Raw genomic sequence first — 17,979 nt, forward strand, 5'->3', positions numbered from 1 at the left:
GAGGCGGCCGGGCTTACAGTGGGGTGAGTCGTCATCCCTGGGGTGTGCACCATGGGCGCTGAGCCGTACTACGGGCCGGACTTCGGGCTCCTGCACCGGCAGGACCCAGAGCTCGCACGCGTGCTCCTCGACGAGCTCGACCGGCTCCGCGGCGGCATCCAGCTCATCGCCAGCGAGAACTTCGCCTCGCCGGCGGTGCTCGCCGCGCTCGGATCGACGCTCACCAACAAGTACGCCGAGGGATATCCCGGCAGGCGTTACTACGCCGGCTGCGAGGTCGTCGACCGGGCCGAGCAGCTCGCGATCGACCGGGCCAAGCGGCTGTTCGGCGCCGACCACGTCAACGTCCAGCCCCACTCGGGCGCCTCGGCCAATCTGGCCGCCTACGCGGCACTGCTGCAGCCGGGCGACACGGTGCTGGCCATGGAGCTGTCACACGGCGGCCATCTCACCCACGGCTCCCGGGTCAACTTCTCCGGCCGCTGGTTCGACGTCGTCGCCTACGGCGTGCGCAGGGACACCGAGCTGATCGACTACGACGAGGTCAGGGAGCTGGCGCTGCGGCACCAGCCCAAGATGATCATCTGTGGCGCCACGGCCTATCCCCGCGAGATCGACTTCGCGGTCTTCCGGGGGATCGCCGACGAGGTCGGCGCCTGGCTGCTCGCCGACGTCGCCCATACCATCGGCCTGATGGCCGGGGGAGCCCTGCCCTCCGCCGTGCCGTACGCCGACGTGGTCACCTTCACCACGCACAAGGCGCTGCGCGGTCCGAGAGGCGGGGGCGTCATGTGCACGGGGGAACTGGCCGCCAAGATCGACCGGGCGGTCTTCCCGTTCATCCAGGGTGGTCCGCTCATGCACGCGGTGGCGGCCAAGGCGGTGGCGTTCGGCGAGGCGCTCCGGCCGGAGTTCGCCGGTTACGCCCGCCAGGTGGTGGCCAACGCCCGGGTGCTGGCCGACGCGCTGGCCGCCGAGGGCGTGCGGCCGGTCTCCGGCGGCACCGACAGCCATCTGGCCCTGATCGACCTGCGCGAGGCCGGTGTCTCCGGCGCGGTGGCCGAGCAGCGGTGCACCGCGGCCGGGATCACCCTGAACCGCAACGCGATCCCCTACGATCCAGAGCCGCCCACGGTGACCTCCGGCATCCGGGTGGGCACCCCCTGCGTCACGACGCAGGGGATGGGGCCGGAACAGATGAAGGAGGTGGCCTCGATGATCGCGCAGGTCATCCGTAACCCGGACGCGGCGGGAGAAATCAGGGAGCGGGCGGCGGCACTGTCCAAGATCCATCAAATATATCCCAGCTAACTATGAGCTGTTCTGTGTTGTTTTCCGGTCACAGCTGGCCGGACTATCCGCGAAACTAGGTCCGTGCGCGAATATCTACTCATGGCGCTGGTGGCGGCGGCGGCGACCTATCTCCTGGTCCCGCTGGTCCGCGTGTTCGCCATCCGCATCGGTGCGATGCCAGAGGTCCGTGACCGTGACGTGCACACCATCCCGACGCCCCGGCTCGGTGGTCTGGCCATGTACGGCGGGCTCGTCGCGGGCCTGCTGATCGCGAGCCATCTGCCGTACGCCGGGGTCAGGCTGGCCGAGGGCAAGACCGTGATCGCGTTGATCGCGGCGGGCGGCCTGATCACCCTGACCGGCTTCCTGGACGACTGGTGGGGGATGGACGCCCTCATCAAGCTCGCCGGGCAGATCGGCGCGGCGGGTGTGCTCGTCGCCTTCGACGTCAGCCTGCCGTGGCTGCCGCTGCCCACCGCGCTGGGCGGGCAGACCAGCCTTGACTCCACGCTGAGCCCGCTGATCACGATCATGATCGTGGTCGTCATGATAAACGCGGTCAACTTCGTCGACGGGCTGGACGGGTTGGCGGCCGGGATCGTCGGCATCGCCGCCATGGCGACGTGGACCTACTCCATCGCCCTGTCCAATGACTACGGCAATACCAGCATCAACGCCACGGCGGCGATCGCCTCGGTGCTCATCGGCATGTGCCTGGGCTTCCTGCCGCACAACTTCCACCCGGCCAAGATCTTCATGGGCGACACCGGGGCGATGCTGATCGGCCTGGTCCTCGCGTCCACGATGATCACCATCACCCCGCTCGACTCGACCAGCATCAACCGCTTCCCGGTGATCCTGCCGATGCTGGTGCCGGTCGCCATCCTGGTGCTGCCGCTGCTCGACCTGATCATGGCGGTGGTCCGGCGCACATCCAACGGCCTGTCGCCGTTCGCTCCCGACCGGGGGCATCTGCACCACCGGCTGCTGGACATCGGCCACTCGCACCGGAGCAGCGTGCTGATCATGTACGCGTGGACCTTCGCCTTCGCCTTCGCGGTCGTGGCGATGGCGGTCGAGGGTGTCCCGCTCCTGCTGTTCGCGCTCGTCGTGCTGCTGGCCGTCGGCGCGCTGGTGATGATGGCGCTGCCGCGCTGGCGCGCGCGCCGGGGCGGTGGCGGCGGCGGGACCCATGTGGCCGCAGGGCAGACGCCCCCCGACACGGGGCCCACCACCGAGCCCGGCCTCCAGGTCTGGCCGATCCAGGAGCAGCCCCGCCCGCTCTCCCCGCAGACGCCGGGCCCGCGCTCGGCCGCGGCCGACGACGACGGCGCGATCCCGTCCGTGCTGCCTGACCTGTCACTCACCGCTCCCGGCCCGGGTTTCTCAACTCCTGAGACGCTGCGTTGAACACCTTCCGGCAACCTCTTGATCGTTTACTTGAAACGGCAGGTAAAGGCGCTCTTCTGTGAGCTTGTGATAGCTTTCACTAGCAACGGCTCAACAGAATGAGCCCTGCAAGGTAGCAATCGCTCGCTTGATAACCGTTACTTGGAGTGCCGATGCAGGCCAACGACGTGCGCCTCCTGAAAGGGGCCGCGATACCCACGCTGCTGGTGGGCCTTGTCGTGGTCGCCGTCGCCGCCCTCGTGGCCGGAGGCAAGGGGGCGCTGGGCGCGGCGATCGGGGCCCTGGTCGTCTGCGTCTTCTTCACCCTCGGCATCGTCGCGATCTCCTACGCCAGCCGTGTGTCGCCCATGGCGATGATGACGGCCGCGGTCGTGGGATACGCGGTGAAAATTCTCATAGTCATGGCGCTGCTCAAGGCGTTCGAGAACGCCACCGCGTTCGAGCCCAAGGCGTTCGGCTGGGGTGCCGTCGTGTGCACCGTCGCCTGGACGATCGGCGAGATGCGGGGCTTCATGAAGCTCAAGATGCTCTACGTCGACCCCGACGGCAAGGCCCCGGGTCGAGGTGATTCCCGATGAGGCGTAGGATCTCGCTCGCGGGTGTGACCGGGCCCGATATGACTAGTCCTCACCGCGGCTGCTATCGTCATGCCCGCGATGAGCGAGAAGAAAATCAGGCCCGAGGACGACGGCCGCGACTTCGCCAGCGCCGCTTGGTCGATCCCCAGCTATCTCCTCTCCGGGATGATCCTGTACGGCGGCGGCGGCTGGTTGCTGTCCAAATGGACTGGCGTGGTTGCCTTCACCCCGATCGGATTGATCCTCGGAGTCGCTCTCGCCATCTACCTGGTCTACCGGAAGTACGGTCGCTAGCCTTCGGCGGCGGTCGCTTCGCTGACGAAGCCATTTCGATCCACTACCACGCTGAAGGGAACGCCGCGTGAGCACGCTGACGCTCCTCGCTTCCGGGGACGAGTTCACGGCCCCGGGCCTCGAACTCTTCGACTCCCCCCCGATCATTGCCGGCGTCGACTGGTTCACGAAGCCGGTGCTGCTGGCGCTCCTGAGCACGCTCATCGTCGTGGTCTTCTGCTGGTCCGCCTTCGCCAACCCGAAGATCGTGCCCCGGGGCGTCCAGAACGTCGCCGAGATGGGCTACATGTTCGTCCGCGACCAGGTCGCCCGGCCGTTCCTCGGCAAGGACGCCGACCGGTGGATGGGCCTGCTGCTCAGCATCTTCTTCATGGTCTGGATCTGGAACCTGATGGGCGTGGTCCCCATCCTGCAGTTCCCGGTCGCCTCGCACATCGCCTTCCCCGTCGTGCTGGCGCTCAGCATTTACTTCCTCAAGGTCTACCTGGGCATCAAGCACCAGGGCGCGATCGGCTACTTCAAGAACATGATGTTCCCGCCGGGTCTGCCCAAGCCGATCTACGTGCTGCTGGCCCCGATCGAGTTCCTCTCGAACATGATCATCGCGCCCTTCACGCACGCGGTGCGACTGTTCGCCAACATGTTCGCCGGTCACATCATCCTCGCGTTCTTCAGCCTGGTCGGCTTCTGGTTCCTCTTCGAGAAGCTCACACCGCTGGGCGCCCCGCTCGGCGTGGTCGGCGTCATCATGACGATCGCCATGACCGGCTTCGAGATGTTCATCCAGTTCCTGCAGGCGTTCCTCTTCGCAATGCTCGCCGCGATGTACATCGGCAACTCGCTCCACGCCGAGCACTAAGACCAACCTCGAATAGTCCAGACCGGTGGACGACCCACCGGCCGATCCGTAAAGGAACACACAATGAGCGTCCTCGCTGAGGTCACCGGCTCCCTCTCCAACCTCGGCTCGATCGGTTACGGCCTCGCCGCGATCGGCCCCGGCATCGGCGTCGGCATCATCTTCGGTCAGGGTGTGCAGGCCATCGCCCGTCAGCCGGAGGCCTACGGCCTGATCCGCCAGAACATGCTGCTCGGCTTCGTTCTGACCGAGGCGCTGGCCCTGATCGGCCTTGTCGCGCCGTTCATGTTCCGCGGCTAAGACGCATCAAAACCTGACGGAAGGCTGCACACATGATTCAGGCAGCTTCGCTCCTGGCAGCGGAGGAGGGGGGCAACCCCCTCATCCCACACACCTACGAGCTGGTCGTCGGCGTCTTCGCGTTCCTCGTCGTCCTCGTCGTCGTCGGTAAGATCCTCACCCCGCGCATCCAGAAGACTCTGGTCGAGCGGACCGAGGCCATCGAAGGCGGGATCCAGAAGGCGCAGGACGCGCAGGCCGAGGCCCAGGCGCTGCTCAAGCAGTACAAGGACCAGCTCTCCGAGGCTCGTCACGAGGCTTCCCGCCTGCGTGAAGAGGCTCGCGAGCAGGGCGCGCAGATCAAGGCCGAGCTCCGCGAGGAGGCGCAGGCCGAGGCCCGCCGTCTCATCGAGGCCGCGCACGTCCAGATCGAGGCCGACCGCCAGCAGGCGTTCGCCCAGCTCCGTACCGAGATCGGCCGCCTGTCGACCGACCTCGCCAGCCGCATCGTCGGTGAGTCCCTTGAGGACGAGGCGCGTCAGCGCCGCACCGTCGACCGGTTCCTGGAGGAGCTCGAGTCGAGCAGCGCGGCGGTCCGCTGATGCTGAGAGGTCTGAGCAGGGCTTCGCTGGCCGAGGTCGAAGAGCGCTTCAACGCCGTTGCGGGAAGCGCGGACCTCGGCTCGCTGGCCGACGAGCTCTTCGCGGTCGCCGACCTGTTCGACCGTGAGCACGGGCTCCGCCGCAACCTGTCCGACCCCGCCCGTCCGGCGGCCCAGAAGGCGCAGACCACGCGGGTCCTGCTGGAGGGCAAGGTCAGCGACGCCGCGCTGGAGACGGTCGTCGCGGCCGTGTCCGTGAAGTGGGCGCGCTCGGGCGATCTGGCCGACGCGCTCGAGCGTCTCGGCGTCATCGCCGCCGCGGCCGAGGCCGAGGCGCAGAGCAGGCTCGACGACGTCGAGGACGAGCTGTTCCGGTTCGGGCGCATCGTCGCCTCGAACCTGGAACTGCACCGGTCCCTGGCCGACGTCGGCGTCCCCGCGCAGGCCAAGCAGGAGCTGCTCGGCTCCCTGCTCGCCGGCAAGGTCGCCCCCACCACCCTTCGTCTGGTCACGCAGCTCGTGGTACATCCGCGAGGACGTAGCCTGGACAGAGGGTTGGAAGAGTTCGGCAACCTGGTCGCCGCCCAGCGGCAGCGCCTCGTCGCGGTGGTGCGCAGTGCTGTCGAGCTCTCCGAGGAGCAGAAGCGACGTCTCGCCGCGTGGCTGCGCACCTCGTATGGCCGCGACGTTCATCTGAACGTCGAGGTGGATCCGCGAGTGCTCGGAGGGTTCTCGGTTCACATCGGGGACGACCTCATCGACACCACCATCGCGGGACGAATCGAAGAAGTCCGCCGCCGGTTGGCCGGCTAGGCGAATAGGGAGACTGAAGAGAGATGGCGGAGCTTACGATCCGGCCGGACGAGATCCGGGACGCGCTTGAGCGCTTCGTCCAGGCGTACGAGCCGGAAGGCGCCGCGCGCGAGGAGATCGGGACCGTCGTCGACTGCGGCGACGGTATCGCCCATGTCTCCGGCCTTCCCTCGGCGATGGCGAACGAGCTGCTTGAGTTCGAGGACGGCACGCGTGGCCTGGCACTGAACCTGGACGTCCGGGAGATCGGTGTCGTTGTTCTGGGCGACTTCAGCAAGATCGAAGAGGGCCAGTCGGTCCGCCGGACGGGCGAGGTCCTGTCCGTGCCGGTCGGCGACGCCTTCCTCGGCCGTGTGGTCGACCCGCTGGGTGTTCCGATGGACGGCAAGGGCGCCATCGAGTCCGACGGCCTGCGTGCCCTCGAGCTCCAGGCCCCGTCCGTGGTTCAGCGCCAGCCGGTGAAGGAGCCGCTGCAGACCGGTCTCAAGGCGGTCGACGCCATGACGCCGATCGGCCGTGGCCAGCGCCAGCTGATCATCGGTGACCGTGGCACCGGCAAGACCGCCGTCGCCGTGGACACCATCCTCAACCAGCGGGAGAACTGGCTCTCCGGCGACCCCGACAAGCAGGTTCGCTGCGTCTACGTCGCGGTCGGTCAGAAGGGCTCCACGATCGCCCAGGTCAAGGGCCGCCTCGAGGAGGCGGGCGCGATGGAGTACACCACCATCGTCGCCGCTCCGGCGTCCGACCCGGCCGGTTACAAGTACCTCGCCCCCTACACCGGTTCGGCCATCGGCCAGCACTGGATGTACCAGGGCAAGCACGTTCTCATCGTCTTCGACGACCTGACCAAGCAGGCCGACGCCTACCGCGCCGTCTCTCTGCTGCTGCGTCGCCCGCCGGGCCGTGAGGCCTTCCCCGGCGACGTCTTCTACTTGCACTCCCGTCTGCTCGAGCGCTGCGCGAAGCTGTCGAAGGAGATGGGCTCGGGCTCGATGACCGGTCTGCCGATCATCGAGACGAAGGGCAACGACGTCTCGGCGTTCATCCCGACCAACGTCATCTCCATCACCGACGGTCAGTGCTTCCTCGAGACCGACCTGTTCAACTCGGGTGTGCGCCCGGCCATCAACGTCGGTGTCTCCGTCTCCCGAGTCGGCGGCTCCGCGCAGGTCAAGGCGATGCGGAAGGTCGCCGGCACGCTGCGTCTGTCGCTGTCGCAGTTCCGTGACCTGGAGGCCTTCGCCTCCTTCGCCTCCGACCTGGACGCGGCCTCCCGCGCCCAGCTGGAGCGCGGCCAGCGCCTGGTCGAGCTGCTCAAGCAGGCCCAGTACAGCCCGTTCCCGGTCGAGAAGCAGGTCGTGTCGGTCTGGGCCGGCACCACCGGAGAGCTCGACGACGTCCCGGTCGAGGACATCCGCCGCTTCGAGACGGACTTCCTGGACTACCTCTCGCGCGAGAACAAGGGCATCTTCGACAGCATCCGCGAGACCAAGGATCTGTCGGACGACACGGTGACCGCCCTCAAGGACGCCATCACCGAGTTCAAGAAGACCTTCGAGACCGCCTCGGGCGAGCTGCTGGTCAACGACGAGCCGGTCGCGGCGCTCGACGCCGGCGAGGTCGGCCAGGAGAAGATCACCAAGCACGTCCGCACGGCCGAGAAGAAGTAGCCGATGGGTGCCCAGCTAAGACTGCTGCGGCGGCGGATCAAGTCGGTCAGGTCCACGGCGAAGATCACGCGTGCCCAGGAGCTCATCGCTTCGTCGCGCATCGTGAAGGCGCAGCAGCGGATGCAGGCGGCCGTGCCGTACGAGCGCGAGATCACTCGCGCCGTCACGGGCGTCGTCAGCAACACCAGCAGCGTCGACCACCCGCTGACCGTGGCCAAGCAGCAGGCCACCAAGGCGGCCGTGCTCATCGTCACCAGTGACCGTGGGTTCGCCGGAGGCTTCAACGCGAACATCCTGCGTGAGGCCGAGGCCCTCAGCACCCTTCTGAAGGGCCGGGGCGTCACGCCCACGCCCTTCGTGGTGGGTCGCAAGGGCATCGCCTGGCACACCTTCCGGGGTCGTGAGATGGGCGGGCAGTGGGCCGGGTTCTCCGACAGCCCCACCTACTCCCACGCCAAGGAGATCGCCGACACGCTGATCCAGGCGTTCTCCGCGGAGGACGGCGTGGACGAGATCCACATCGTCTCCACCGGCTTCGTGTCCATGCTCACGCAGGAGGTCGCGATCAAGCGGATCCTGCCCCTGGTGGTCGAGGAGACCGCCGAGAAGCCGGACACGCCGCTGCCGTACTTCGAGTTCGAGCCCAGCGCGGGTGCCGTGCTCGACACGCTGCTGCCGCGTTACGTGGAGTCGCGCATCTTCAGCGCGCTGCTCCAGTCGGCGGCTTCGGAGCACGCCGCACGCCGCCGGGCCATGAAGTCGGCGACCGACAACGCCAACGAGCTGATCCGCGTGTTCACCATGCAGATGAACCAGGCTCGCCAGGCCGAGATCACCCAGGAAATCAGCGAGATCGTCGGTGGCGCGAACGCGCTGGCTGACGCCGCAGCGGGGAAAGAGTGAAATGACTGCACAGACTGTTGAGACCGGCGTGGGCCGCGTCGCGCGGGTCACCGGTCCCGTCGTCGACGCGGAGTTCCCCGTCGAGGCGATGCCCGATATCTACAACGCGCTGACGGTCGACGTCACCCTGGGCGGGGAGACTAAGACCCTGACCCTGGAGGTCGCCCAGCACCTGGGTGACAACCTGGTCCGCGCCATCTCCATGCAGCCCACCGACGGCCTGACCCGCGGTGCGGCGGTGACCGACACCGGCTCCGCCATCTCCGTGCCCGTCGGCGACGTCGTCAAGGGCCACGTGTGGAGCACCCTCGGCGAGTCGCTCGACGTGCCGACCGCGTCGCTCAAGATCGAGGAGCGCTGGGGCATCCACCGCCCGTCGCCCTCCTTCGACACCCTTGAGTCGCGCACCGAGATGCTGCCCACCGGCATCAAGGTCATCGACCTGCTCACCCCGTACGTCAAGGGTGGAAAGATCGGCCTGTTCGGCGGCGCCGGCGTCGGCAAGACCGTTCTGATCCAGGAGATGATCCGCCGAGTCGCGCTGAAGTTCTCGGGCACCTCGGTGTTCGCGGGCGTCGGCGAGCGTACCCGTGAGGGCAACGACCTTTGGCTGGAGATGGACGAGGCCGGCGTCCTGAAGGACACCGCGCTCGTCTTCGGCCAGATGGACGAGCCCCCGGGCACCCGTCTGCGCGTCGCGCTGTCCGCCCTGACCATGGCGGAATACTTCCGTGACGTGCAGAAGCAGGACGTGCTTCTGTTCATCGACAACATCTTCCGTTTCACCCAGGCCGGTTCCGAGGTCTCCACGCTGCTCGGCCGCATGCCGTCCGCGGTGGGTTACCAGCCGACCCTGGCCGACGAGATGGGCGTCCTCCAAGAGCGCATCACCTCGACCCGCGGTCACTCGATCACCTCGATGCAGGCGATCTACGTCCCCGCGGACGACATCACCGACCCGGCCCCGCACAACGCGTTCGCGCACCTCGACGCGCAGACCGTTCTGTCCCGGCCGATCTCGGAGAAGGGCATCTACCCCGCGGTGGACCCGCTCGACTCCACCTCGCGGATCCTCGACCCGCTGATCATCGGCGAGGAGCACTACCGCGTGGCGCAGGAGACCAAGCGGATCCTGCAGAAGTACAAGGAACTGCAGGACATCATCGCGATCCTCGGTATCGACGAGCTGTCCGAAGAGGACAAGGTCACCGTCAACCGGGCCCGCCGTATCGAGCGCTTCCTGTCCCACCCGATGTACGCCGCCGAGGCGTTCACCGGCCAGCCGGGTGAGTTCGTGCCGCTGGACGAGACGATCGCCTCGTTCAAGGGCCTGTGCGCCGGCGAGTACGACCACCTGCCCGAGCAGGCGTTCTTCATGGTCGGTGGCATCGAGCAGGCCATCGCCAAGGCCAAGGAACTCGCCCGCTAGTCGCCTTCGGTGCCGGTACGGCGTGAGCCGTACCGGCACCTGGTTCGAAAGGAACTGGAGAGAACGTGGCGAAGCTGCGAGTAGGCGTCGTCTCGCCGGAACGTGAGATCTGGTCCGGCGAGGCCGACATGGTGATTGCCAAGACCATCGACGGCGAGATCGGTATCATGCCTAAGCATGCGCCCGTGCTCGGTGTTCTCGTCGAGGGCGGCGTGCTGACGGTCAAGCGCGGAGGTGGCGAGAGCGACCTCATCGCCGCGGTTCACGGAGGCTTCCTCTCGGTGGCCGACGATGAGGTGTCGATCCTGGCCGAGCTGGCCGAGCTCGGCTCCGAGGTCGACGTCGCCGCGGCCAAGGACGCGCTCCAGCGCGCGCAGGCCTCGATCGAGGCCAACCAGGAGGACGCGGACGCCGCCGTCGCGGCCAAGCGTGCCAGGGCCCGGTTGCGCGCGGCCGGCGAAGAAGTCGGATAAATTCTGCTTCTGAGCGGTACGGTTTTTTGGGGGCGGCAGGCATGGTGCTGGACGTACTCATCGTGGTGGCGCTGCTCGTCGCCCTCCTCGCCTCCCGCGTGCTGATCCTGACCCGCTCCCGAGGATCGGTGCTGTGTTGCCTGCGCCCGATGCCGGGGCAGCGAGGCTGGCGCGTAGGGGTAGCCCGTTACGCCGACGGCCAGCTCAACTGGATTCCACTCATAGGTCTGCTTCCAAGGCCGCGCCACGTGATCGTGAGGCGCGGCCTTGTGGTTTCCGGGCGTCGCAAGGTCGGGCCCGGCGAGTTCTACGGATTTCTCGAGGGCGTGACGGCGCTGGAGTGCCGCACCGGGCAGAGCGCGTTCGAGCTCGCCATGGGATACCGCGCCCTCACCGGGTTCGTCGCCTGGTTGGAGTCCGCCCCGCCCGGCGCCTACCTCGACGTCACCTGACCTTTCCGACAGGCCGCGCGTTTCGCGCGGTGTCCTGTTGTTTTCCGCCACCTCGCCGTTGGCCGGGCGTGCCACGGGGGTGTGACGGCTCCTCGTCGTTACTGTGGATCTTCGAACGGCTACGCAGCGTGGCGATTCGTTGACATCGGTATGTGAAGCACATCATGTCCCGCCATGCCGGCGGGCCGTCTGTTGTGAGCAGAGATCACAGATAACAGGGGGAAACCATGATCGCTTCGAAGACGCGCGGACGGCGAGCCGCCCGGCTGGCCGTCGCGCTGCCGGCGGCCTGCGCGCTCGCCCTTTGCGCCTCCGCCGGGGCCCACGCCTCTGCCGGGGCGCTTGCGCTGATCGGCAACGGCAGCTTCGAGCTCCCGGTGAGTTCCGGGACCGTCCAGCTCAACGCGGGCGCCACCATCGGCCCGTGGGACGTCACAGCGGGCTCGGTCGACCTGATCGGTCCCGGGGGCCCGTGGCCCGCCTTCCAGGGACGGCAGTCGGTGGACCTGTCGGGAGGCGGTCCCGGGACGATCCAGCAGTCCTTCGCCACCTCGCCCGGACGCTGCTACACGGTCAGCTACGCCCTGGCGGGCAACACCTACGGCCGGCCGACGGTGAAGACGGGGTACGCGCGGGTGACCCAGGGGCCTCTCCTCGTCCAGCGGAGGTTCGCCTTCGACACCACGGGGAAATCGCCGCAGAACATGGGCTATGTGCGAGAGAGGTTCTCCTTCTGCGCCCAGGACACGACGGCGACCCTCAGCCTCGTCTCCACCACCCCCGGCGTGTACGGCCCGGCGATCGATGACGTGATCGTCACTCCGCGGCTGCGCTGCTTCGGCCTCGGGGACATCACCATCGGGGACGTCAGTGTCGGGACGGACGCCGAGGTGACCGGGGACGGCAGCTGACACCTGGTGGGTGAGCCCCGGCCGACGGCCGGGGCTCACCGGGCTCAGGGGCCGCCCCCGGGCCCCTGCCAGGGCCACGGGCATCGGCGGAGCGTCCGCTGCCAGGGGTGCGGCTCAACGGGTGGCGCCGGGCTTCCAGAGGATCTCTTCGCCGTGGGCGGCGATCCGGCAGAGGATGAACATCAGGTCGCTCAACCGGTTGAGGTATTTCGCGGTCAGCGGGTTGACGTCGTCGTGCGCCTCCAGGGCCGACCAGGTGGTCCGCTCGGCCCGCCGGGCCACGGTCCTGGCCATGTGGAGCTGGGCGACGGCCGGGGTGCCGCCCGGCAGGATGAAGCTGCGCAGCGGCTTGAGCCGTTCGTTGAACTCGTCACACCTCGCCTCCAGCCATTCGACGTAGGAGGGTTCGACCCGCAGCGGCGGGAACTCGGGGTTCTCCGTGACCGGGGTGCACAGGTCGGCGCCGACGTCGAACAGCTCGTTCTGGATTCGGACGAGGACGGCGGTGACGTCGTCGTCGAGGGAGCCGGTGGCCAGGGCCACGCCGATCGCCGCGTTGGCCTCCTCCACGTCCGCGTAGGCGGCCAGGCGGGGGTCGGTCTTGCGGGTACGGCTCATGTCCCCGAGCGCGGTCGTGCCGTCGTCGCCGGTCCGTGTGTAGATCTTGGAGAGCACCACCGGCTCGTCTCTGTCAGCTCGCGTCATATGGCTCAGCGTAGTGGTCGAAGAAATATCAAGATTGTCCTGATAGCGGACAATATGATTTACCGATGGTTTCTGGTTCTTACCTGCGATTCCCCCACATTTCCGGCGAGACGCTGACGTTCGTCGCCGACGATGACGTCTGGGCGGCCCCGGCCGACGGAGGCCGAGCCTGGCGTCTCTCCTCTGACCGGGCTCCCGCCGGCCATCCCCGCCTTTCCCCCGACGCCACGAAAGTCGCCTGGACCAGTGTTCGCGACGGCGCCCCCGAAGTGTTCCTGGCCGACCTGGAGTCCGGTTCGGCCGAGCGGCTGACCTACTGGGGTGACCGCCGGACCCGCACGCGCGGCTGGACGGAAGACGGCAAGGTCCTCGCGATCAGCGCGACCGGTCAGCCGTTCGCCTCGCGGACCTGGGCCTACGCGCTGGGTGACGGCCAGGTCGAGCGACTGCCCTACGGCCCGGTCACCGACCTGTCGATCGCCGGGGACGCGGTGGCGCTGCTCACCGCCTCCCTCGCCCGGGATCCGGGGACCTGGAAACGCTACCGAGGCGGTACGGCGGGCCGGCTGTGGGTCCAGCGGTCCGGAGGCGACTTCACCCGGCTGCTCGCCGATGTGAAGGGCCATTTCGCCAACCCGATACTCGTCGGCGGGCGCCTGGTCTTCCTGTCCGACCACGAGGGGGTCGGCAACCTCTACTCCTGCGCGCTGGACGGCACCGGCCTGCGCCGGCACACCGACCACGACGTCTTCTACGCCCGGCACGCGACCACCGACGGGACCCGCGTCGTCTATCAGAACGCCGGCGACATCTATCTGCTGGACGACCTCGACGCCGAGGCGCGCAAGCTCGACGTCATGCCCGGGTCCCCGCTGCGGGGGCGGCAGCCGTACCAGATCAACGCCGGCCACAGGCTGCACGATCTGGCCGTGGACGCCACCGGGCGGGCCAGCGCGGTGGAGGTCCAGGGCGCGGTGCACTGGATCACCCACCGGGACGGCCCGGCCCGGCAGCTCAGCACCGGCCTCGCGGCGGGGAAACCGCGCATCCTCGGTGCGGACCGGGTGGTGTGGGTCTTCGACGACGGAGAGCGGCAGGGACTGGAGATCGGCCTGGCCAGCGGCGGGGAGAGTCGCAGGATCGCCGCGGGGAGGCTCGGTGAGGTCGGCGACCTGGCCGTCGCCCCCGACGCGAACACGATCGCGGTGGCGGCCAGAGACGGGCGGCTCCTCCTGGTGGACGTGGCCTCCGGCGAGGTGACCGAGCTGGCCACGGCCAACGGTGAGATCGACGGACTGACCTGGTCACCGGACTCCGCGTGGCTGGCCTGGTCGCACCCGGAGAGCACACCGCTGCGCCGGATCAGGCTGGCCAGGGTGGTGGACCGGGTCGTCACCGACGTCACCGACGGCCGGTTCGTGGACGTCTCGCCCGCGTTCGCCGGGGACTACCTGGCGTTCCTGTCGCGGCGCGGCTTCGACCCGGTCTACGACGCGCACTCCTTCGACATGTCCTTCCCGTTCGGCTACCGCCCGTACCTGGTGCCGCTGGCGGCGGCGACCCCGTCGCCGTTCGCGCCCAGCTCCGACGGCCGGGCCGTCGGCGAGCCGGACGACGATGACAGGAAGAAGCGCAAAGACGACGTCGCGCTCACCGTCGACCTGGACGGCATCGCGGCCAGGGTCGTGCAGGTGCCGGTGCCCGAAGGGCGCTACTCGGCGCTGCGCGCGGTCAAGGGCGGGTTCGCCTGGTTGCGCGAACCGCTGGCCGGGGAGCTCGGCGAGGACCGCGACCAGGTGGGGGGCGAGCCTCCCCAGCCCGCGCTGGACCGCTACGACCTGGTCAAGCGCAAGTGCGAGGAGGTGGTCGACAAGCTCGACCGCTACTGGGTGAGCGGCGACGGCACCCAGCTCGTCGTCCGCGACAAGGGCACGCTCACCGTCCGCCCGGTGACCGGCAAGAACGGCGGGGACGACACGACCGTCGACCTGTCGCGGATCCGGATCACCGCCGACCCGCAGGCCTACCGGCGGCACGCCTACACCCAGATGGGCCGCCGGATACGGGCCGACTTCTGGGTCGAGGACATGGCCGACGTCGAGTGGGACACCGTGCTGGAGGAGTACCGGCCGCTGGTGGAGCGCGTCGCCACCGCCGACGACTTCGCCGACCTGCTCTGGGAGGTCGTCGGGGAGCTCGGCAGCTCGCACGCCTACGTCGACGCCGCTCCCTGGGGCCACCCCGCGTCCGACTCGGTCGGCCTGCTCGGCGCCGACCTTTCCGTCAGCGATGACGGCCGCTGGCAGGTGGACCGGGTGCTGCCCGGTGAGTCCTCCGACGTGCACGCCCGCTCGCCGCTGGCCGCCCCCGGCGTGGGGATCCAGCCGGGAGAGGTGCTGCTGTCCGTGGACGGCCGTCCGGTGCCGCCACAGGGCCCCGCGCCGCTGCTGGTGGGCGCGGGTGACAAGCCGGTCGAGCTGACCCTGGGCGGCGGGCGCAGAGTGGTCGTCACGCCGCTGCGCGATGACCGCCGCCTGCGCTACCAGGACTGGGTGACCGAGCGCCGGGCGCACGTCCGCCGGCTCAGCGGCGGCCGGCTCGGTTACCTGCACATCCCGGACATGGTCGCCGAGGGATGGGCGCAGTTCCACCGCGACCTGCGCAGGGAGATGACCTTCGAGGGGCTCGTCGTGGACGTCCGGGGCAACCGGGGCGGCCACACCTCCGAGCTCGTGATCGAGAAGCTGCTGCGCCGGGTCATCGCCTGGGACCTGCCCAGGGGCCTGGCGCCTATCACCTACCCCGAGGACGCCCCCCGCGGTCCGCTGGTCGCGGTCACCGACCAGGACGCCGGATCCGACGGCGACATCGTCACCGCCGCCTTCAAGATCCACAAGCTGGGGCCGGTGGTGGGCACCCGCACCTGGGGCGGTGTCATCGGCATCGACCGAAACCACCGCCTGGTCGACGGGACGCACATCACCGTTCCCCGCTACTCGTTCTGGTTCGAGGCGCTCGGCTGGGATGTGGAGAACTACGGCGTCGACCCCGACGTGGAGGTGGACATCACCCCCGATGACTGGGCCGCCGACCAGGACCCGCAGATCGAGGAGGCGGTACGGCTCGCGCTGGCCGCCCTCGACGAGCGCCCCGCGGCCACCGCGCCCGACACCGCGACCCGTCCCTCCCGCCGACGCCCGGCACTGCCGCCCCGCCCGTAGTTGACATTTGTCATCCCGAGGACCTGAAAGATCCGTGGCCCTCCGGTGATATCGGCGACTACCTGCTAAAACGCGAAAACGCCACGATTGTCTGCATGAGGACACCACAGCTTGCGGACGTGACCGGCACCGGGACCGCCGGCCTCGACAACGTGATCGAGGTCGGCGGGCTCCGGCAGAAGTACGGTGATTTCGAGGCCGTACGCGGCATCTCCTTCACCGTCCCGAGGGGCGAGCTCTTCGCCCTGCTCGGCACCAACGGCGCGGGCAAGACCACCACGATGGAGGTCCTGGAGGGCTTCACGCCCGCCACCGACGGCACCGTCCGGGTGCTCGGCCTCGATCCGGTCAGGCAGCACCGCGAGCTGCGTCCCCGCGTAGGGATCATGCTGCAGGAGGGCGGCTTCCTCGGTGACCTCACCGTGGCCGAGACCGTGGACGTGTGGAAGGGGCTCAGCGAGGACGCCGGCCGGCCGGTCGCCTTCTCCGGCGGCGCCAAACTGCCGGGGGGCTTCACCCTCATGGGCAGGGCCAAGGGCGTCAGCCGGGCCACGATGGGAGCGCTGGAGCTGGTCGGCCTGGCGGACAAGGCCAGGGTCAGGGTCCGGCAGCTGTCGGGCGGCCAGAAGCGCCGGCTCGACCTCGCGCTCGCGGTGCTCTCGCGGCCGGAGGTGCTCTTCCTGGACGAGCCGACCACCGGAATGGACCCCGAGGCCCGCCGCGCCACCTGGAAGGTGATCGAGGACCTGCGGGCCGACGGCACCACCGTGCTGCTCACCACGCACTACCTGGAGGAGGCCGAACGCCTCGCCAGCAGGCTGGCCATCATGCACCAGGGCCGCATCCACACCTACGGGACGGTCGAGGAGGTGGTGGCCGGCTCCGGCGACACCATCACCTTCCGGCTTCCCGGCACCGTCCGGTCCTTCGGAGACCTGCCCGTCCTGGACGGCGTCGCCCCCGCGCTGACCTACGCCGACGGCGGCACCGAGGTCACCTACACCCTCGTCGACGGGCCGGCCGAAGCCCGTGCGCACGCCGCCCTCCAGCCGCTGCTGGCCTGGGCCGACGAGCAGGACGAGGTCCTGCGGCGGCTGGCCGTACGGCGGGGCACCCTCGAGGACGTCTTCATGCGCGTGGTGGGAGAGGCGCGATGAGGTGAGGCGGATCCGGCGCGGTGGGCGCCGGATGTTCCCGCGGTACGGAGGTCCGCAGGGAACGCGTGGTCATGGAGTGGACGAAGCGAACAAGAAGTGTGAGTGATCATGAAGACCGATGTCCTGCACGCCGTACGGCTGGCCAAGCTCGACCTGACCCTGGTGACCAGGAACACCACCGTGCTGTTCAACGTGGTGCTGCTGCCGCTGATGATGGCCTGGATATTCACGCAGACCCAGGGGGACGCGCAGATCGCCGGCATCCCCGGACGGCTTTTCGTGCTGACCGGAGTGCCCGGGATGATGCTGGGGTTCGCGGTCTTCAGCAACCTGGTCAACACCTTCACCGCCCGGCGTGAGGAACTGGTGCTCAAGCGGCTGCGCGGGGGCCAGCCGTCCGCGATGGCCGTCCTGGGCGGCAGCGCTCTCGGTGCGTTCGCCCTCTATCTCGGCCAGGTGGTGCTGCTGGCGGTCTGGATCCAGCAGACCGACGGTGTCCTGCCGTCCAACGTGCCGCTGCTGCTGGTCGCCGCCGCCCTGGGAGTCGCGCTGTTCGCCCTGCTCGCCGCCGCCTTCTCCGGGATCACGCCCAATGCCGAGCTGGCCCAGATCACGGTGCTACCGGTGATCCTGATCGTGATGATCGGCGCCCCGGTGGCCTACCCCGCGGACGCACTGCCCGGAGCGCTGGGCGTGGTCTCCAAGGCGCTTCCCGTGACCCCGGTCGTGCAGATCGTGCGCACCGCCTTCCTCGGCAAGAACTACCTCTCCGGGAGCGGCGAGACGCTGAGCGCGGCCGGGCAGTGGGTCGCCGCGCTGCCCGCGCTCGGCATCCTGCTGGGCTGGATCGTGGTGGCGGCCCTGCTGGCCCGGTGGCTGTTCCGGTGGGAGCCCCGGCGCGGCTAACGTTCACTATCAAATGTTGATA

At 68.9% G+C, this 17,979-nt stretch carries 18 protein-coding genes; 17 read left to right on the forward strand and 1 reads right to left on the reverse strand.

The window, feature by feature from the left end; translation table 11 throughout:
* Nucleotides 1-51 precede the first annotated feature (51 nt).
* The 14 genes from glyA to ACQPYK_RS09285 all read left to right on the forward strand — a co-directional run bounded on the left by glyA (nucleotide 52) and on the right by ACQPYK_RS09285 (nucleotide 11,968).
* Nucleotides 52-1,311 (forward strand): serine hydroxymethyltransferase, encoded by a 1,260-nt coding sequence (gene glyA, locus ACQPYK_RS09220; RefSeq protein WP_433253145.1) that lies wholly within the window; start codon nucleotides 52-54, stop codon nucleotides 1,309-1,311.
* Nucleotides 1,312-1,374: 63 nt separating this feature from the next.
* Nucleotides 1,375-2,703 (forward strand): MraY family glycosyltransferase, encoded by a 1,329-nt coding sequence (locus tag ACQPYK_RS09225; RefSeq protein ID WP_433253146.1) that lies wholly within the window; start codon nucleotides 1,375-1,377, stop codon nucleotides 2,701-2,703.
* A 152-nt stretch (nucleotides 2,704-2,855) separates the two neighbouring features.
* Nucleotides 2,856-3,281: a hypothetical protein gene (locus ACQPYK_RS09230; RefSeq protein WP_433253147.1), complete on the forward strand. Its 426-nt coding sequence runs from the start codon at nucleotides 2,856-2,858 to the stop codon at nucleotides 3,279-3,281.
* A gap of 78 nt (nucleotides 3,282-3,359) precedes the next feature.
* The gene (locus ACQPYK_RS09235; protein WP_433253148.1) at nucleotides 3,360-3,575 is read left to right on the forward strand and encodes an AtpZ/AtpI family protein; all 216 of its coding nucleotides are present in this window, start codon (nucleotides 3,360-3,362) and stop codon (nucleotides 3,573-3,575) included.
* 67 nt (nucleotides 3,576-3,642) lie between these two features.
* Complete coding sequence (atpB, locus tag ACQPYK_RS09240; protein WP_433253149.1) at nucleotides 3,643-4,434, forward strand: F0F1 ATP synthase subunit A; 792 nt, start codon at nucleotides 3,643-3,645, stop codon at nucleotides 4,432-4,434.
* 63 nt (nucleotides 4,435-4,497) lie between these two features.
* Nucleotides 4,498-4,734, forward strand: coding sequence for an ATP synthase F0 subunit C (gene atpE, locus ACQPYK_RS09245; protein WP_184756049.1), 237 nt, complete (start codon nucleotides 4,498-4,500; stop codon nucleotides 4,732-4,734).
* 32 nt (nucleotides 4,735-4,766) lie between these two features.
* The gene (locus ACQPYK_RS09250) at nucleotides 4,767-5,315 is read left to right on the forward strand and encodes a F0F1 ATP synthase subunit B (protein WP_433253150.1); all 549 of its coding nucleotides are present in this window, start codon (nucleotides 4,767-4,769) and stop codon (nucleotides 5,313-5,315) included.
* Entirely contained in the window at nucleotides 5,315-6,127 is an 813-nt protein-coding gene (locus ACQPYK_RS09255; protein ID WP_433253151.1) for a F0F1 ATP synthase subunit delta, read from the forward strand. Before ACQPYK_RS09250 ends, ACQPYK_RS09255 begins: the two co-directional genes overlap by 1 nt.
* Nucleotides 6,128-6,150: 23 nt before the next feature.
* Entirely contained in the window at nucleotides 6,151-7,800 is a 1,650-nt protein-coding gene (atpA, locus tag ACQPYK_RS09260; RefSeq protein WP_433253152.1) for a F0F1 ATP synthase subunit alpha, read from the forward strand.
* A 3-nt stretch (nucleotides 7,801-7,803) separates the two neighbouring features.
* Nucleotides 7,804-8,703 carry a F0F1 ATP synthase subunit gamma gene (locus ACQPYK_RS09265; RefSeq protein WP_433253153.1) on the forward strand — a complete coding sequence of 300 codons (900 nt, stop codon included), beginning with the start codon at nucleotides 7,804-7,806 and terminating at the stop codon, nucleotides 8,701-8,703.
* 1 nt (nucleotide 8,704) lies between these two features.
* A complete protein-coding gene (gene atpD, locus ACQPYK_RS09270; RefSeq protein WP_433253154.1) occupies nucleotides 8,705-10,132 on the forward strand; it encodes a F0F1 ATP synthase subunit beta in 1,428 nt (475 codons plus the stop codon).
* 65 nt (nucleotides 10,133-10,197) lie between these two features.
* Complete coding sequence (locus ACQPYK_RS09275; RefSeq protein WP_306856419.1) at nucleotides 10,198-10,605, forward strand: F0F1 ATP synthase subunit epsilon; 408 nt, start codon at nucleotides 10,198-10,200, stop codon at nucleotides 10,603-10,605.
* Between the two features lie 41 nt (nucleotides 10,606-10,646).
* Entirely contained in the window at nucleotides 10,647-11,057 is a 411-nt protein-coding gene (locus ACQPYK_RS09280; protein ID WP_433253157.1) for a DUF2550 domain-containing protein, read from the forward strand.
* A gap of 227 nt (nucleotides 11,058-11,284) precedes the next feature.
* Nucleotides 11,285-11,968 (forward strand): choice-of-anchor C family protein, encoded by a 684-nt coding sequence (locus ACQPYK_RS09285; protein ID WP_433253159.1) that lies wholly within the window; start codon nucleotides 11,285-11,287, stop codon nucleotides 11,966-11,968.
* A 114-nt stretch (nucleotides 11,969-12,082) separates the two neighbouring features.
* Here the strand turns inward: ACQPYK_RS09285 and ACQPYK_RS09290 are convergent, their stop codons facing one another.
* Nucleotides 12,083-12,673 (reverse strand): cob(I)yrinic acid a,c-diamide adenosyltransferase, encoded by a 591-nt coding sequence (locus tag ACQPYK_RS09290; protein WP_433253161.1) that lies wholly within the window; start codon nucleotides 12,671-12,673, stop codon nucleotides 12,083-12,085.
* A gap of 65 nt (nucleotides 12,674-12,738) precedes the next feature.
* On the opposite strand from ACQPYK_RS09290, the gene ACQPYK_RS09295 reads away from it, so the two are divergent.
* From ACQPYK_RS09295 to ACQPYK_RS09305, 3 genes are all read left to right on the forward strand, one after another.
* Nucleotides 12,739-15,894, forward strand: coding sequence for a S41 family peptidase (locus ACQPYK_RS09295; RefSeq protein WP_433253163.1), 3,156 nt, complete (start codon nucleotides 12,739-12,741; stop codon nucleotides 15,892-15,894).
* A gap of 95 nt (nucleotides 15,895-15,989) precedes the next feature.
* Nucleotides 15,990-17,051, forward strand: coding sequence for an ABC transporter ATP-binding protein (locus tag ACQPYK_RS09300; RefSeq protein ID WP_433253165.1), 1,062 nt, complete (start codon nucleotides 15,990-15,992; stop codon nucleotides 17,049-17,051).
* Nucleotides 17,052-17,159: 108 nt separating this feature from the next.
* Nucleotides 17,160-17,957 carry an ABC transporter permease gene (locus ACQPYK_RS09305; RefSeq protein WP_433253167.1) on the forward strand — a complete coding sequence of 266 codons (798 nt, stop codon included), beginning with the start codon at nucleotides 17,160-17,162 and terminating at the stop codon, nucleotides 17,955-17,957.
* Nucleotides 17,958-17,979: the final 22 nt, after the last annotated feature.

Origin of the sequence: Streptosporangium sp. CA-135522 (assembly GCF_050949235.1) — a bacterium.
In the GTDB taxonomy this organism is placed as follows: domain Bacteria; phylum Actinomycetota; class Actinomycetes; order Streptosporangiales; family Streptosporangiaceae; genus Streptosporangium.

Coding starts and splice junctions, on each gene's coding strand:
- ACQPYK_RS09300 (WP_433253165.1), top strand. CDS start 15,990: ATGAGGACACCACAGCTTGCGGACGTGACCGGCACCGGGACCGCCGGC.
- ACQPYK_RS09290 (WP_433253161.1), bottom strand. CDS start 12,673: ATGACGCGAGCTGACAGAGACGAGCCGGTGGTGCTCTCCAAGATCTAC.
- atpA (WP_433253152.1), top strand. CDS start 6,151: ATGGCGGAGCTTACGATCCGGCCGGACGAGATCCGGGACGCGCTTGAG.
- ACQPYK_RS09305 (WP_433253167.1), top strand. CDS start 17,160: ATGAAGACCGATGTCCTGCACGCCGTACGGCTGGCCAAGCTCGACCTG.
- glyA (WP_433253145.1), top strand. CDS start 52: ATGGGCGCTGAGCCGTACTACGGGCCGGACTTCGGGCTCCTGCACCGG.
- ACQPYK_RS09255 (WP_433253151.1), top strand. CDS start 5,315: ATGCTGAGAGGTCTGAGCAGGGCTTCGCTGGCCGAGGTCGAAGAGCGC.
- ACQPYK_RS09295 (WP_433253163.1), top strand. CDS start 12,739: ATGGTTTCTGGTTCTTACCTGCGATTCCCCCACATTTCCGGCGAGACG.
- atpE (WP_184756049.1), top strand. CDS start 4,498: ATGAGCGTCCTCGCTGAGGTCACCGGCTCCCTCTCCAACCTCGGCTCG.
- atpD (WP_433253154.1), top strand. CDS start 8,705: ATGACTGCACAGACTGTTGAGACCGGCGTGGGCCGCGTCGCGCGGGTC.
- ACQPYK_RS09235 (WP_433253148.1), top strand. CDS start 3,360: ATGAGCGAGAAGAAAATCAGGCCCGAGGACGACGGCCGCGACTTCGCC.
- ACQPYK_RS09230 (WP_433253147.1), top strand. CDS start 2,856: ATGCAGGCCAACGACGTGCGCCTCCTGAAAGGGGCCGCGATACCCACG.
- ACQPYK_RS09250 (WP_433253150.1), top strand. CDS start 4,767: ATGATTCAGGCAGCTTCGCTCCTGGCAGCGGAGGAGGGGGGCAACCCC.
- ACQPYK_RS09265 (WP_433253153.1), top strand. CDS start 7,804: ATGGGTGCCCAGCTAAGACTGCTGCGGCGGCGGATCAAGTCGGTCAGG.
- ACQPYK_RS09285 (WP_433253159.1), top strand. CDS start 11,285: ATGATCGCTTCGAAGACGCGCGGACGGCGAGCCGCCCGGCTGGCCGTC.
- ACQPYK_RS09280 (WP_433253157.1), top strand. CDS start 10,647: ATGGTGCTGGACGTACTCATCGTGGTGGCGCTGCTCGTCGCCCTCCTC.